This window comes from Candidatus Limnocylindrales bacterium, from assembly GCA_035571835.1.
In the GTDB taxonomy this organism is placed as follows: Bacteria; Desulfobacterota; Binatia; order UBA1149; family CAITLU01; genus DATNBU01.
Genome location: DATNBU010000013.1, coordinates 144,607 through 159,241, shown reverse-complemented (window position 1 = coordinate 159,241; position 14,635 = coordinate 144,607). Strand labels below are relative to the sequence as shown.

The following is a 14,635-nucleotide window of genomic DNA, read 5'->3' as shown; positions in this document are numbered from 1 at the left end:
TGGCCGAGCGCGTTTCGGCGCGCTTTGCCATCGCGATCCAATGCAGAAACATCTTGCAGTATACGCGGGAAAGGCCGCGAAATAACGCGCTGATCGCCTGGCTCTCTTGTCCCGGACCACCTGTCATGAAAGGTTGCTCCCTGGAACACGCTGGGCTGGCGGACGCCGGTCCCAAGAAGGGGGTCCGATGAAAAAGTCTTTCTCCGTTACACTTACCTTGATCGCAGTCTTTGCGTTCGCCGACTTGAGCGTCGCCGGCGGCAAACCCGACGGTGCAACCTGCCACGTTCACAAGAGCTGCCAGAGCAAGCTCTGCCTGCGCCAGCAGCCGACCGACAAATTCGGCAAGTGCTGCGACCAGCAGGACTGCGCTGAGCAGAACAAGCAGTGCGGAGAGATCGACAACGGCTGCGGGATTCCGATCCAGTGCGGCGACTGCGATCCCGGCAGTAACTGCGTGAACAACCAGTGCGTGGCCGGCACGACGACGACCACGACGACTTCGACGACCACGACGTCTTCGACGACGACGACGACGAACATCGACGGCTGCGGCAATCACTTCTGTGGTACCGATTCGTCGCCGCTCTGCAGCGAGACCGGTGGAAGTGGCGGCTTCTCGGATTGCTACGTGTTCCAGAACCCCGACAGCACGTGCGGCGTTTGCGCCAGTAATTTTGAGTGCGTGACGCCGAACTGCACCCAGACCAGCGACTGCGCACCAGGCCAGGTCTGCGCAATCAATTCATGTTGCGGCGCAGGTGGAGTCTGCACGAATACGTGCACGCCGACGCCACCATCAACCTCCACCACCTCCACCACCACGACCTCGACGACTTCGACGACGAGCACGACGCTCGGATGCATTCCGACCAGTGGCGATTGCAGCCTGGGCGGCGAGGCTTGCTGCGAAACGGCTTGCCAGAATACCGGTAGCGGAAGCACCGGGTTTCAGTGCGTGCCCTGCATCGGACTCTTTGCGCCGTGCACCCCGGGCGGCGTAGCTTGTTGCAGCGGCTCGTGCCAGTTCGTCGAGGGATCCAATTCGTGCAACCCGTAGCGTAATCTTTCGAGGCGCCCGATGCTGTCGCTCAGCATCGGGCGCCTCGGCCGAATACGACACGCCTCGAATTGCAGCTACGGGCGATGGCCGGCTCGCGAACACACGTGCCGTCTGACAGCGGCACACGGTGGCGCCTCCACGTGAACGGTTCGCATCATCCTGACAACACCGCTCCGCCAACGAAGACGCCTGCGTCGGCGGAACGATTCGCACTCTGGGCACCGGCGAGCCTGTTCGTTCTCGTCGCCCTCATCCATCTCCACCAGAACTGGACCGCGAACCTCAATCCGTGGTTCGGCGGCGGATTCGGGATGTTTTCCACGACCGACCGGCCGTGGCCGCAGTCGCTTTCGCTGGAAGCCGAAGACGCAGCAGGAAAGCGCTACCTGGTGGAGTGGATTCCGGAATGGTCGGATCACACCGAACGCGACAAGCTTGGTGCGCAGCCGAACGCGAAGGCGCTGTCTGTCACAGCCGGCTATGCGCTCAACTCCCGCCGCTCGCCGAATGCAGGAGCCGTAAGGCAACTCCTGGTCACGCTTGATAAGGCAAAACTCCTCGACCGCCTGACCCTGCGAGAGGACGCCGCCACACTCTCGAAGATTGAGGTTGTCCGCGCGCAGTCGAGCGACGACGCGTCGTCCGATCTTGGCCTGGTTCATGCCCGTGCGCGCGCTTGGCGACTGGGGTTCGACACGAAATCCGCGCGTTTCCGGACCGAAGCCATTGGAGAGCCCGGAGAGGCGAGTCGCCAGCCATGATCGCGGGCTCGGCTGTGACGGTCTTCGTCGAGGACCTTATTGCAGAGCCTCGAGGACGCACGGCGCTGCGCCTGACCGCCGTCTTTCTTCTTGCAACGAGCCACGTCCTGTTCGCATGGCACCCCGCAAGCGTTTTTGCTGCAGCGCTCGGTGTCATGATGCTGCTCAGCCCGCGTCTTCTCGAAAGTCGGTGGACATGGGCTGGCGTGTTCGCGGTTCTCGTGTGGGGTCTCGTGACGCGCTGGCCCGTTACCGAGAACAACCGCTATCTCGATGCTTACTGGGTGCTCGCGTGCTGTTTGGCCTCCGGCTTGACTGCAGACGAATGCGACCGCGTGCTTGCCCGTAACGGAAGACTGCTGATCGGACTTACGTTTACCCTGGCGGCGACGCAGAAGGCGCTTCGCGGTGGCTATTTCGACGGCTCTTTCATGCATGGCCTTGTGCTTTGGGACGAGCGCTTTCGCAGCGTGGCCAGCCTGCTCGGAGGACTCGACGCGAAGGACCTCGCGATCAACAGTCAGTTGAAGAGCGCCCTCGGCTTCATGCCGTGGGCTGTCGAAAGCGTTTCCTTCGTGACGAGCGAGCGCCTTCGTCTGGGAACCTTCGTACTCGGATACCTCGTACTTCTGCTCGAAGCTTCGGTAGGCCTGTCGTTCCTGCTGCCTGGGCCGCGATGGCTCACGCGCTGGCGCCACTACCTGCTTTTCCTTTTCGTGCTGCCGACCTATCTGCTTGCGCAGGTTTCGCACTTTGGCTTGATTCTGACGATCATGGGATTCGCGCAATGTCCCACCGAACAGCGCCGCCTTCGCCTTGCGTATCTGCTGGTCTTCGTCTTTGTCTGTTTTGCCGACATGACCGCACCGATGCTGATTGCCGCGACAGTGGGCGCATAGCCCTCTTCCGCTTGTGCAATCCGACCAGCGTTCGATCGAAAGTCCCCGTCCGCGTCAGCCCATGAACCCGAGATCCTGCGCGGTGAACTTCTCGACCGACGGAAACGCCCACGCGAGCTCGTCGTCGCTTGCTCCGAACCATCGCCCGAGCGTGAACGCGAACTGTTCGGTCGACTGTTGGGGAATCCATACGCCGCGCGTGTTCGCGTCGTCGGGCCCGCTCAGCTGGAAGTTCGGCATCTGTCCGTAGAGGCCGCCATGGACCGCGCCGCCGATCACGAACTGGTGGTTTCCCCATGCGTGATCCGATCCGAGACCGTTCGACTGCAGCGTGCGGCCGAAATCCGCGAGGCTGAACGACGTGACCTGGCTGCCGAGATGCAGATCGTTTTCCACGCACGTGTGGAACGCGTCGAGCGCCGCGTCGAGCTCGAGAAACAGGTCCCACTGCTGCCAGTCCTGGCCGCTGTGCGTGTCGAATCCGCCGAGCGTTGCAATGAATACCTGACGTCCCGGTCCCTGCCCGGCGCGAAGCTGCATCAGGCTGGCGATGAGCTTCAGCTGCTTGCCGAGCGTCGTTTGCGGGAACGTCGTGGCGAGCGGTGTTGACGTGCTGGCTGCGGCCAGATCCGTGCCGAGCTGCATGCCCTCGGCGAACGCCTTGTTCGCCGCTGCGCGCAGCAGACTGCCGCCGTCGAAGCTGAGCAGGCCCACGATGGCCTGCCGCCGGTTCAGGCTTGCGCTCGACGGCCACAGGTTGAGGCCGGCCAGGTTCAGGTTCGTACCCGGCGGAACGACGTTGCCCGAGTCGTTCAGGCTGCAGATGAACGGCGCCGACGACGCGGTGGAAATGCCGCCGAGACTCTTGTTGCCGGCCGACACGCAGTCGAGAAGCCGTCCGCCCCACCCCGTCGCATCCTCGCGAGGAACTCCGCCCATCTGGATCTGCACCATCTGGTCGGAGTGCGAGAACAGATTGGACGGCACTTGTTTCGTATTGTGGAGAAAATCGTAGCGCGTCAGCGGCTCGAGCAGGTTACCGGTGTTGAGCGCCATCGCGACCCTGCCCTGCTGGTAGCGGGCGTGCAGCTTCGGCAGCCCGTAATGGAATGCGTACGGCATGCCCTGGTGCGTGAAGCTCGTCGAGCCGAGCTTGCTCATCGGAATCGCGAGCGCTGTGCGGGCCGACGCGTAACTTCCATAGCGCGCGGCGTCGAGCGGGATGATCATGTTGTTGCCGTCGCAGCCACCGGCAAGGTAGATGCAGACCAGTGCCTTGTAGTCACCGGCGGTGGTCGCGAAGGCTTCGCCGGGCCGTCCGAACGCGGCGAGCGCGCCGAGGCCGGCTCCGGCCTTGAGAAAATTGCGCCGCGAGAATCTCTTGTCGAAGTATTTCATGTTGCTTCCTCGCCTCAGCGAATGACCGCGTACTCGCTGGAGATCGCGGCAATGTAGAGAGCACCGATGGCGCGCTGCTTGGGATCGGTGACGACGTAGCAGTCGTTCAGGATCGCCTGCCGGAGCGGCAGCGACATGGCGCCGTGGAAGAGCCTGGCGTCGACCAGGTTGACCAGGTTCGTCGCATTCGGCGCCGCCGTCACGAACGGCGTGATGTCGAGCGTGAACGCGGTGCTGAGCTGCCCGGTGAGCAACGTATAAATGAAGTTCGCACGCTGGATCGCCATGGCCGGCGTGAAGATCTGGAACTCCGGTCCGTAGAGCTCCGGGTGTTTCGGGAACGCGGCAAGCGGCGAGTAGAACGAGAACACGCTGAGCGGCGCCAGCGGTTCTTCGCCGAGCCCAAGGAACAGGTAGAGCACCTGGCTCGCATCGATCACCTGCCCGCCAAGCGCACGCACCAGCCCGAGCACGTGCAGCATCGGATCCTTGAGGCGCCCCTGCGTGGAGGTCGGAGTGTCCTGCCGTGCTTCGGCATCGGTCAGCACGGCCTTGATGACGGCCGCCAGGTCGCCGCGAACGCCTTGTCCGTTGTTCACGAACACATCCGCCACGCGCTCGATGTACTCGGGGCTCGGATTGCTCGTCACGAGGCTGCGGATGATCCGCGTGGCGAAGAACGGCGGGACGTTCGGGTGCTGGAACAGGCGATCGAGCACGAAGCTCAGCTCGGCGCTCGCGGTCATGCCGTACGGCACGACGATCCCGTCGAAGATCGTCTTCTGCGATTTGTCGTGGCTCGGATCGTACGAGGTCATCCAGCCGTTGAAGTTCGCCGGATTGTTGGGTCCCGTCACCTTGCCCGGCAGCGTCGGATACACCCAGCCCGTGAACGCATTGGCAAGGTTTCGCACGACGTCCTGATCGTAGGTCGCGATCGTGTGGCCGGCCGCGTCGAGCGACGCGAATCCGTCCTGGTCGAGCTTGTAGGTTCCGATCGTGAACAGCTGCATCAACTCGCGCGGATAGTTTTCGTTGGCGCCCGACATGCCGTTTATCGCCGGCTTCTTGCTGTTCACCATGTCCAGGTACTTGCCCATCGTCGGGCTCAGCGTGACTTCCTGGAGCAGCGTGCGGAAGTTGCCGAACGCGTTGTTCGCGAGCAGCCGTACGTACGGGCTTAGCTCCTCGCCGTTGGTATTCTTGTTCATCGAGACGACGAACAGCTGCGACAGCGCAAAGGCGACGCGCAGTCGAAGCTGGTCGGGGGCCATCGCCATCTGGCGGATCCATTCGGTCGGCACCTGAGACACAGTGAGACCGTCCGGCATGACCGAAGGCGGCGTAAGCGCCGGATTCATCTGCTTGGCGATCCACGCGTCGATGCCGATCTGCTGTACTTCGGCGATGTCCGGATCGGTTGGCCCGAACGTCGCCTGCTGCAGGAAACGGATGGCGGCGAGCGTGTCCGGATTGATGGAGCCGGGCGAAGCCGCGGGAACGATGACCAGCGCCAGGTCCGTCGAGCTTACCGGCCCGGGGTTTTCGACGTGCAGGTTGAGACCGCCGAGCTGGCTCGCGCTGAGGCTGCCGCTCGCCTGAAGCTGCGTGTCGCCGAGAAATGTCGTCGTCAGCGCCGTGGTTCCGAGAAAGACCTGCGCGCCGGGAACGAAGCGGCTGCCGACGACGTCGATGGTGAACGCGCTGCCGGCCGTGAGCGCGCTCGGAGTCACCGACGTAAGCCAGGGAACCTGGTTCCGCACGGTGACGATCGATGAGCCCGTGACCGTCGCGTCGGCCATCGAACGAGCGGTCAAGGTGACAACCGTCGGCGCCACGGTGAGCGCCTTCGGCGCGGTGTAGACGCCAGCGGTCGTGACAAGGCCTTCCTGCAAGCTGCCGCCCGGATGACCGTTGACTTCCCATGTGACCGCGCTGCTAGCGAGGCCGGAGACCGCCGCGACAAACGTGCGGCTGCCGCTGACGGGCAGCGTGACGGTTGCCGGAGAGACCACGACGGATGCCGCCATTGCGAGGGTCGGGAGCAGCAGCGTCAGTGCGAATAAGAAAACGGAGACAGACACCGATTTCCGGAAATCAGTGTCTGTCCCCGTTTTCTGTGTCGTGCATGCTCCGCGCGTGTGCTGCTGCGCCTTGTCGGAACGAGCGCGGTAATGCGCGCATCCCGACGTCATTCTGAAACGATGGTCCATGACGGCTCCCCTTCGAGAAAAGTTTTCCATTCGCGTCGCTTGCGCGGCGCGCGGAAGTACATCCAGCTCTGAATGAGTGTTAAGACGTTCCCCCGTCTCTCCTCTCGAAAGACAAGGCGTGAATTCGGATGGAACAGTGTGACGTCTGCGGCCGCACGATCGACGAACGCGCGGTTTTCCGGGACGTCTTTTAGACAGACGCATGAATCTTCGTCGCCGCGGGTTCGCGACGTCGTGGTTCGAAGATGCGCATGCCGACGATTGCGACGTCATGCGGGTCGCGACGATCGCCGCACGTCCGCTCTCGCAGCAGCGATGCCGTCATGGAATGATGCGTGCGGGGATTGCGACGATGACGCCATTCGTAGGACGTGCGCGCGAGCTCGAGCTGCTCGCCGCCGATCTCGCAGCGGTGCGCTCGGGCGCCGGCCGCTTTACTCTGATCATCGGCGAGCCCGGTATCGGAAAGACCCGCCTCGCCGATCGTGTGGCTTCGATGGCCGCCGCTCAGGATTTCGACGTGCACTGGGGCAGATGCTGGCAGGGAGGCGGCGCTCCGGTGTTCTGGCCGTGGCTGCAGCTGCTTCGTTCGTGCCGCGAGCGCGCGCTGCCGCCCGACGATGCGGGCCGCGTTGCGTGGGCGACCGCACGCGTCGATGCGCTGCTTCATCAAGGCGAACCGCGCGAAGAGGCCGGCGCAGCACTCGACGTCGATCAGGCGCGCTTCCGTCTCTTCGATGCCGTCGCCAGTTTTCTGCACGCGCACGCCCGCTCGCGGCCGCTGGTACTGGTGCTCGACGACCTTCACGATGCCGACGACGCTTCGCTATTGCTGCTCCACTTCCTGGCTCGCGATCTCCGCCGCTCGCCCATCCTCATGCTCGGCACCTGCCGCGAGGCCGAGATCCGTCGTTCCGCGTCACTGACGACTGCTTTCGCCGCGCTGGCCCGCGAGAGCCATAGCCATCTTCTCAGAGGCTTCGCGCGCCACGAGCTCGAAGAGTTTCTGGATATCGTCAGCGATGCGACGTTCGATTCGGGTCTTCGCGACGATGTCTGCAGGATCACCGAAGGCAATCCGTTTTTCGTCGACGAGGTGACCAAAGCCCTGCTTGCACGCCCGACCGATGCCGCACGCACCCGCATGGAAATTCCTTTCACCGTCAAGGAATTCATCCGGCAGAGACTCGAGCCGCTGGAAGAACGGGCGCGGCGTCTGCTCGAGGCAGCCGCCGTGCTGGGACGCGAGTTCGATGGCCGACTACTTGCCCGCGCCGTCTCGCAGCCTGTCGAGGAATGCCGCGCGCTGCTCGAGCACGTGACGCGCGAAGGTCTCGTCGAAGCAGCCGACAGCCAGGGCCGCGCGTGGCGATTCGTGCACATGCTGATTCGCGAAACCCTGCGCGAGGACCAGGAGCCGCCGGCGGCACGGGAGCTTCATCTGCGTATCGCGGGCCTGCTTTCCGAGGATCGGCAACGCGGGGTGCCCGTTCGCATGGCCGGTGTGGCGTATCATCTGGTGGAAGCCTTGCCGCTTGCAGATCCGTCGATCGTGCTGGCGGCGCTCCTCGACTCGGCTCGAGAAGGGATGTCCACCCTCGCGTTCGAGGAAGCTGCGCGCGACTTCGCCCGCGCGATCGACTTGCTCGAGCAGGGCTCAACCGCCTCGACGCCGGACGCTTCGCAGGCCGTCGCGCTTGCCGCGATCCTGGTCGAGTACGGACAAGCGTTGCGCTACGGCGGCCAGCTTGGAAAGGCTCGCGAGACGTTCCGGCGTGCCGCATCGCTGCTGAGACAACACTGCGGCGGGTCGGGCACCGACATGGCGATCCGCGACTGCTTCGCGCGCGCGGCGCTCGGATTCGGCAAGGTCAGCGAAACCGGAACCATCGACGACGAGCTCGTCGCGCTGCTTAAGGAAGCACTTGCTCTGTTCGATGGCGCCGACTCCGCACTTCACGCGAGCCTTCTGGCGAGACTTGCAATGGCGCTCTACTTCGTCCCCGGATCGACCGAGTGCGTCGTGCTCGGCCAGCGCGCCGTTACGATGGCCGAGCGGACCGGAGACGCGCGCGCGCATGCCGATGCGCTGGTCGCGCAGCATTTCGTCCTTTGGAGACCGGGGACCGCGCCCGAGCGCCTGCGCGTGGCGGAATCGCTCATCGCGCTTTGCGCTCGCGTCAACGAGAAAGAGGCCGCGCTCGAGGCCAGGCTGTGGCGCATCGCCGATCTGATCGAGCTCGGGCAGGTCCCGCGAGCGCGGATCGAGCACGAGTCGTACGACGCCGATGCTGAGGCTGCCCGGCTGCCTGTTCACCGCTGGCACGCGGCGATGCTCCGGTCCACGTTCGCGTTCCTCGAAGGACGCTCCGACGACGCGCAGCGCGAAGCCGACAATGCGCTCGCGATCGGATTGAGCGCCGAGCTTCCCAACGCAAGAGTGTTCCATCTTGCGCAGGTGCTGCAGCTGCGTACCGCCGAAAGACGCATGCCGCTGCTTCAGGCGCCGCTCCGGCGCACTGCCGATGCGCTGCCTCTGATGCCGATCTGGACCGTCTGTGCGGCCGAGGCGGCTCTCGCTGCGGGCAGCGAGCCGGATGCGCGTCGGGATTACGAGCGATTCGCTGCACACGGGTTCGCGTCAGTGCCTCGCGACGGACTATGGCTGGCGACGATCGCCGTGCTGTCGCGTCTTGCCGTCGGGCTCGGCGATCGCGAAGGCGGTGCATGCCTCCGCGAGCTGCTGCTTCCATTCCGCGATGCATGGGTCGTGTCGGTCACCGCGATTTCCGTTCCAGGGCCGGTACGGTTCTTCCTCGGCCTGCTTTTCGAATTGACAGGCGATCGAGAGGTAGCGATCGGTCATCTCGAAGCGGCTGCGGAGTTTGGGCGCGTCGTTCGCTGCCGCAGCGTGGTCGACGAGTGCGAACGGGAATTGTCGCGTCTCGTGGCGACGGCGGAGCTCGGCGCTTTATCGGCTCGCGCACTCTCCCCGGGTGAAGCCGTGTTCCATCGCGGCACCGATTTCTGGACGCTCGCCGCCGGCGGTCATGCGTTGCGGCTGCGAGACAGCAAGGGGCTGCGGTACCTGCACTACCTGATCGAGAATCCTGAGAAGGAGTTCCACGTGTTCGACCTCGTGGCCGCCGTCGAGGGTTCGCTGCCGTCGGCATCGAGCGCATTCGACGAAGAGCTGATGCCGGGACGCGAGGGCGACACCGGCCCGATCGTCGACGCGGCTGCCCTATCCGCCTACAGGAACCGGCTGCGCGAGATCGATTCCGATCTCGCAGCGGCAGAGGCGTTCCATGACACCGGTCGCGTCGATCTGTTGAAGGCGGAACGCGAGTTCGTCACGCGAGAGATTGCCGCCGCGATGGGCCTCGGCGGCCGGCGTCGCGGCAGCGGCTCGCCGAGCGAACAGGTGCGCGTGCGCGTGACGAAGGTGATCGGTCTGGCGATGCGCAGGATTGCGGAGGCGAATCCCGTGCTGGGGCGCGTGCTGGCGCGGGAGATTCGGACGGGGACGTTCTGTACGTATCGGCCGGATCCGGATCGGCCGATACGGTGGATTACGCGGGCGGAATAGTCACTGTGTGGATTCGGCCACAATCCCAACCCCCGAAACCGGCGTTGGGTCGGTTCTTCTCTTGTCTTCACAACTCAGCCTCGCCGCCGGCTGCTCGGTCGGTCCGTTCATTTACCGACGTTCCCTTCGTCGTGATGGCGGCCTCGATGTCCGCAAATGTCGCGGCACCGTCGCACCCGGAATTGCCGCGACGACTGGCTGCCGTAACTACGTCGTGCCGGCGGGTGCGCCTATTCCGCAAAGTAAGAAGCCACCCAGCTAAGCCGGAGGCACGAAGTCGGCGATTCGGCGGCGTTCATGTGACAATCCTCGGTGAGAGGCATGCGTGACGTGCGTCCACGTATGTCCGGCGTGGAAACGCACGGGATGCTGCGTCGATAGATGACGCGAGGTCACGGTTAGACAACCGTCGAATAGTTAGCCTTCGCCCCCTTCTCGGCTCGCTCACTCGCAAGATGTCAGGTGATTCGAAAGCCGTAGGGAAAAGTTCGTGGAATAGCGTGGTGGACGAGCCCTTACGTAAGCGTTTGCTCGGGACAGCGAAGTTGGCGCGCGACAATGCAAGCGAATTATTGAGGGAAGCGAAATTACTTTTGTCGGATACGGCGTTCGCCCGTGCCGGAGTACTCGCGATATTCTCTGAGGAGGAGTCCTCGAAATCGTTCATCCTATCCGTAAGTGCGCGTGACGGACGGTGGGACTCGGTATTGTACGAAGGACTCCGAGATCACGGCTCTAAGCAGGCAATCTCACAAGCCATGATCCAGTATGCCGAGATCATCGTGCGGAGCGTTGTTGAGCAAGCGAAGACGGCTCCTCTCGCAGCAATCGCTTCCGTGGCTAGTTTGCTTAACGACAAGCAGAAAATTACCGAGTTGGGACTCAAGGCAATGAAGCAGATGCAGGACGGAAAGCAGCGGGACCGACTCCGGCAACGCTTTCAGTACGTTGCTGTTGATAAGTCAGGATTCGCCCCCAGCCGTCCGGAAACGACTAAACGCGAGGACGCCGAGGTGTGCATTGCCGCGGCCGAGATGGCTCTGAAGATTGCCGACATCGGGATTGACCCGATCAAGAATTCTCTGTGAGAGTACCGGCCGCAGAATCTCGCGAGCGGCTGCCTGTCGCTCTTAGACGCACGAGCAATGCAGTTCCACGCTGGCGTTCACAGCAGCGCGTAGCGTTTTGAGCGCGTCGCCGGTCGCCACGACGCCATTCCCGTCCACGTCGCAGATGCATGGCGCTACCTCGCAGAACGTCGGCTGGCCAACTGACGCTCTCAGAATTGCTAAGGCATCGCTAGCCGCTGGCGCAGTGGCCGTCGGTCCGGAAACTGGCGCGCCACACACAGCATTACTAGTGCAGATGGGAAGCACCGACGGTAGAACGCCCCAACACTCGACAGTCCCCTCGGCGCGTATACCGCATCCTAAATCTCCGCCTATCGAAACTGAGGTGAACGGCCCCGACAGTGGTGAATATGCACTACCCGAGCAGAGAATTTCGCCATCGGGCCGGAGGCCGCACGTCCGGAAACCCGCAGCGGAAAGCTGCGTAAATGTGCCACCCAGCGGAGGAACAGCACTGCCCCAGCAATAGATCGTTCCGTCTGTTCGAAGTCCGCAGGAGTGACTCACGCCGCTGACAATCGACGTGAAGGTGCCGTCAGGCGGCGAGGTTCCCCCACCGGTCCTTCCCCAACACTCCACCTTTCCATCATTTCTTATGCCGCATCCAAAGGACGTAATTCCATCGCCGCCAGCAGAGATTGCCTGAAATGGTCCGGGTGGTGGATCCGCGAGATCCCAACACGCTGCCTCGTGAGAATCGGCCTTGATGGCACACGTTCCATAGCCACTGCCGGCCACCGCAGAAAAGGAGCCAAGGAACTCGCGCGCATTCCACGCGCCGTACTGGCCCCAGCACCTCAAGCCTCCGTCTTCGCGAATGCCGCAAGTGTGAAACGCACCAGCTGCGAGTGATTTAAATCGTTCGTCAGGCGGCGAGCCTTCCCCCTCGATATTGTAACCCCAGCAATCCACTTTGCCGCCTTCGTGAATTCCACAAGCATGCGACAGGAAATTCCCGCCGGCCGCGATACTCACGAATGGCGCGCCGGGAACTGATGACTGCCCCCAGTGGCTATTGCCCCAACACTTCACGATACCAGCGACGGTCACTGCGCACGTGTTGTATGCTCCGGCAGAGAGATCTTGGAAGACCCCGAGAGGAGGGACGGATTGTCCCTCAATATTTCTGCCCCAGCATTCGAGATTGCCGGTGTCGCGAATTCCGCAACTGTGGAAGCCGCCCGCCGAAACTCGCAAAAAAGCGCCGATTGGTGCCGTCGCTTGACCTTCATCATTCGAACCCCAGCACAGCGCGGTGGAGTCCGTCCGAATCGCACAAGCATGAGCGTGACCGACGGATACCGTCGTGAACTGCCCGCTTGGCGCAGCGGCTATTGCACCCCAGCAACTTATGTTGCCGTTGCTTCTCAGTCCGCATGTGAAGTCGCCGCCCGCGGCAATCCCGCTGAACGTTCCCGGCGGAGTCACACTCTCACCTTTGCTGTTGTCTCCCCAGCAATGAAGTCCTCCGGAGACGTCGATACCGCACGTATGTCTTTCCCCGGCAGAAATCGCGACAAATTTGGTACCAGGCGCATCCGATTGCTTCGCTGAGTTATTGCCCCAGCACCGGACGCGTCCATCGTCGGCGAGTCCGCAGGCGTGGTTGCCGCCAGTGGCTATCTGTTTGAAGACGCCCGGCGGTGCGAGCGTCTGGCCAGCCTCATTGCGGCCCCAGCATTGAATTGTTCCGCCAAGCTCGATCTTGCAGGCAAAGAGTCCACCTGCACTAACCTGAGATGCTAAGCAGTATGCGCCAGCGACAGCGGCGTGACACGTGAGAATTGTAGCGAAAATGCCGGGGCAGAATCGAGTTCCGACTGACCATGAGCTTTTCTGCGGATGGCAGGAGCCAGCAGCCCGCGGCTCATTGCCTAGCCTACGATTCATCGCATTGCGTCCTTCATTCACTACCGCGCTCAGCTGAATGCGCAGCTTTTCACTCCGGCTCGGGTGTCGCTAACTCCCAAGTCCTCGCCCACCCGCGGTCGGTGAGCTACGTCTCTGATCGGGTCTGGGTTACGGGCACCGTCTAGAATGGTCTGGATTCGTCCGGTTGGAGCGCGGGTGCGGACGATCGAGCAAAGGGATGGATCGGGTCTCTCCTCATGCCGGGGACGGCAAGCGGTCCGAAAGAGCCCTCGCATTCAGGTGTGGGTGACTTGTTAGGTGACTTGGCGGCAAGATCGCAAGTTGACTGCGTGGGGACCGAAAAAGGAACCAACCGTAATCTATTGACGTCACGGGCTTATTTGGTGCCCTCGGCTGGACTCGAACCAGCGGCCCCAGGATTAGGAATCCTGTGCTCTATCCACCTGAGCTACGAGGGCACAAGGCGGAGCAGGCTTCTCTAGCCTGCCCTGCGGCAACGGTCCACCCAAGCGAAAGACGAAGACGAACGGCGGGCCGCGAGATCAGTCGATATCGAGCGTCCGCCCCCCACCATCAATCCTGATATCCCGGAACGACGCCCTGCCCTTCCGCCTCTGGAAGATACTGACCGCAATCAGCCAAACCCGCACGACACGCTTCGGCGGCTCGCCCATATACTTGCGATAGTCCGCCTGAAGATCGCGGCTCTCATCCAGCCACTGCCCGAGCCCCTCCTTGCCGCTGCGAACGACCACGTGAAACTCGCGATCCTTCCACGTCGCCAGCGGACACCAGTACCCCGTGCCGGCCGCAAGCTCCGAGCTCCACGTGTAAGTAATGTCGCGCCCGTTCTCGAACTCGACCGCAATGCTCAGGTAATCGTGCGAAGCCTGCGTGTCCTCACGCATCTCCGACGGTAGCTCGTCGACCTTCCAGCTCCACTTGATGCGCGTATCCGGGTTGAGGTCGAACGCGGCTTCGTGCTGGAGAATGCTGACGTTCTTCTCGGTGTAGCACGCGATGCACGGACGCTTGCCGTCGGTCGCATCCCAGAAGATCTCACTGCGGCCGAGGAACCAAAGGTATTCCCAGTTCTTCGGCGGGGGCAGCGGGTGCCGAAGGCGTTCGGCTTCGTCGGCGAGCCTCTCGTCGCGATCCGACAGCGAATCGAGCCCGTCCTGCGCGTTCGACTTCCAGCGCAGCACGGCGACGGTAAGACCGCCCTTGAACTTGCTGTAGTCGGAAAGCGGCGTCGAGACGCGGCCTTCGCGATCACCCCACTGCCCGGGAAAGCATCCCGCCAGGTAGAGCCGTCCTTCGGCCTCGGCGCGGAAGCTGTGCGTGTCGCGCGTGCCGTTGAAGATCTTTCCGCTCTCGCCGACGCGCATCCACAGCTGGAACTGCGGGCCGACCCAGATGTCGAGCTTGTCGGACAGCACGACGCGGCCGGCGGCAAGCGTCGTGACCCATTCTCCTCGCGCCAGGTGAATGCCGGTGTCGAACCACGGCACCTGCGTGGCGTCGATCTCGAAGATCTGCGCGTCGCGGATCGGCGAATGTTTGGTGTCGCGGAACTTGGCGAACCAGACGCGAAGCTCGTCGCGTTCGGTGTTGGCGGCCGCGGTCGGCGGCTGCGACTTGCGAGCGGCCGACCAGCGGCGCGCGGCTATGCGAAGATCGTGCGCGATACTCACCGCAATCTCCTTCGAA

8 protein-coding genes and 1 tRNA gene are annotated in these 14,635 nt (G+C 63.2%); 5 read left to right on the top strand and 4 right to left on the bottom strand.

From position 1 onward, the window contains the following. The first annotated feature begins 187 nt into the window (after positions 1 to 187). From VN634_06315 to VN634_06305, 3 genes are all read left to right on the top strand, one after another. Positions 188 to 1,060, top strand: a complete 873-nt coding sequence (locus VN634_06315; GenBank protein HXC50473.1) for a hypothetical protein — start codon at positions 188 to 190, stop codon at positions 1,058 to 1,060. A gap of 86 nt (positions 1,061 to 1,146) precedes the next feature. Then, positions 1,147 to 1,824, top strand: a complete 678-nt coding sequence (locus tag VN634_06310; protein ID HXC50472.1) for a hypothetical protein — start codon at positions 1,147 to 1,149, stop codon at positions 1,822 to 1,824. Then, positions 1,821 to 2,723: a hypothetical protein gene (locus VN634_06305; protein ID HXC50471.1), complete on the top strand. Its 903-nt coding sequence runs from the start codon at positions 1,821 to 1,823 to the stop codon at positions 2,721 to 2,723. The genes VN634_06310 and VN634_06305 overlap by 4 nt, the downstream gene beginning before the upstream one ends. Positions 2,724 to 2,777: 54 nt before the next feature. On the opposite strand, the gene VN634_06300 is transcribed toward VN634_06305, so the two are convergent. After that, on the bottom strand, positions 2,778 to 4,121 hold the full coding sequence (locus VN634_06300) for a DUF1501 domain-containing protein (GenBank protein ID HXC50470.1): 1,344 nt from the start codon (positions 4,119 to 4,121) through the stop codon (positions 2,778 to 2,780). A gap of 14 nt (positions 4,122 to 4,135) precedes the next feature. Next, positions 4,136 to 6,205, bottom strand: a complete 2,070-nt coding sequence (locus tag VN634_06295; GenBank protein ID HXC50469.1) for a DUF1800 domain-containing protein — start codon at positions 6,203 to 6,205, stop codon at positions 4,136 to 4,138. A gap of 331 nt (positions 6,206 to 6,536) precedes the next feature. Between VN634_06295 and VN634_06290 the strand changes: the two genes are divergently transcribed. Next, positions 6,537 to 9,923 carry a BREX system ATP-binding domain-containing protein gene (locus VN634_06290; GenBank protein ID HXC50468.1) on the top strand — a complete coding sequence of 1,129 codons (3,387 nt, stop codon included), beginning with the start codon at positions 6,537 to 6,539 and terminating at the stop codon, positions 9,921 to 9,923. 503 nt (positions 9,924 to 10,426) lie between these two features. Continuing rightward, entirely contained in the window at positions 10,427 to 11,011 is a 585-nt protein-coding gene (locus VN634_06285; GenBank protein HXC50467.1) for an AbiV family abortive infection protein, read from the top strand. A gap of 2,295 nt (positions 11,012 to 13,306) precedes the next feature. On the opposite strand, the gene VN634_06280 is transcribed toward VN634_06285, so the two are convergent. Then, positions 13,307 to 13,383: transfer RNA gene (locus VN634_06280), tRNA-Arg, on the bottom strand. An 84-nt stretch (positions 13,384 to 13,467) separates the two neighbouring features. Continuing rightward, on the bottom strand, positions 13,468 to 14,619 hold the full coding sequence (locus tag VN634_06275; GenBank protein ID HXC50466.1) for a DUF3047 domain-containing protein: 1,152 nt from the start codon (positions 14,617 to 14,619) through the stop codon (positions 13,468 to 13,470). Positions 14,620 to 14,635 lie beyond the last annotated feature (16 nt).

What these genes read in the sequence shown, in the direction of transcription:
- VN634_06315 (HXC50473.1), top strand. Translation starts at nt 188, where the DNA reads ATGAAAAAGTCTTTCTCCGTTACACTTACCTTGATCGCAGTCTTTGCG.
- VN634_06310 (HXC50472.1), top strand. Translation starts at nt 1,147, where the DNA reads ATGGCCGGCTCGCGAACACACGTGCCGTCTGACAGCGGCACACGGTGG.
- VN634_06305 (HXC50471.1), top strand. Translation starts at nt 1,821, where the DNA reads ATGATCGCGGGCTCGGCTGTGACGGTCTTCGTCGAGGACCTTATTGCA.
- VN634_06300 (HXC50470.1), bottom strand. Translation starts at nt 4,121, where the DNA reads ATGAAATACTTCGACAAGAGATTCTCGCGGCGCAATTTTCTCAAGGCC.
- VN634_06290 (HXC50468.1), top strand. Translation starts at nt 6,537, where the DNA reads ATGAATCTTCGTCGCCGCGGGTTCGCGACGTCGTGGTTCGAAGATGCG.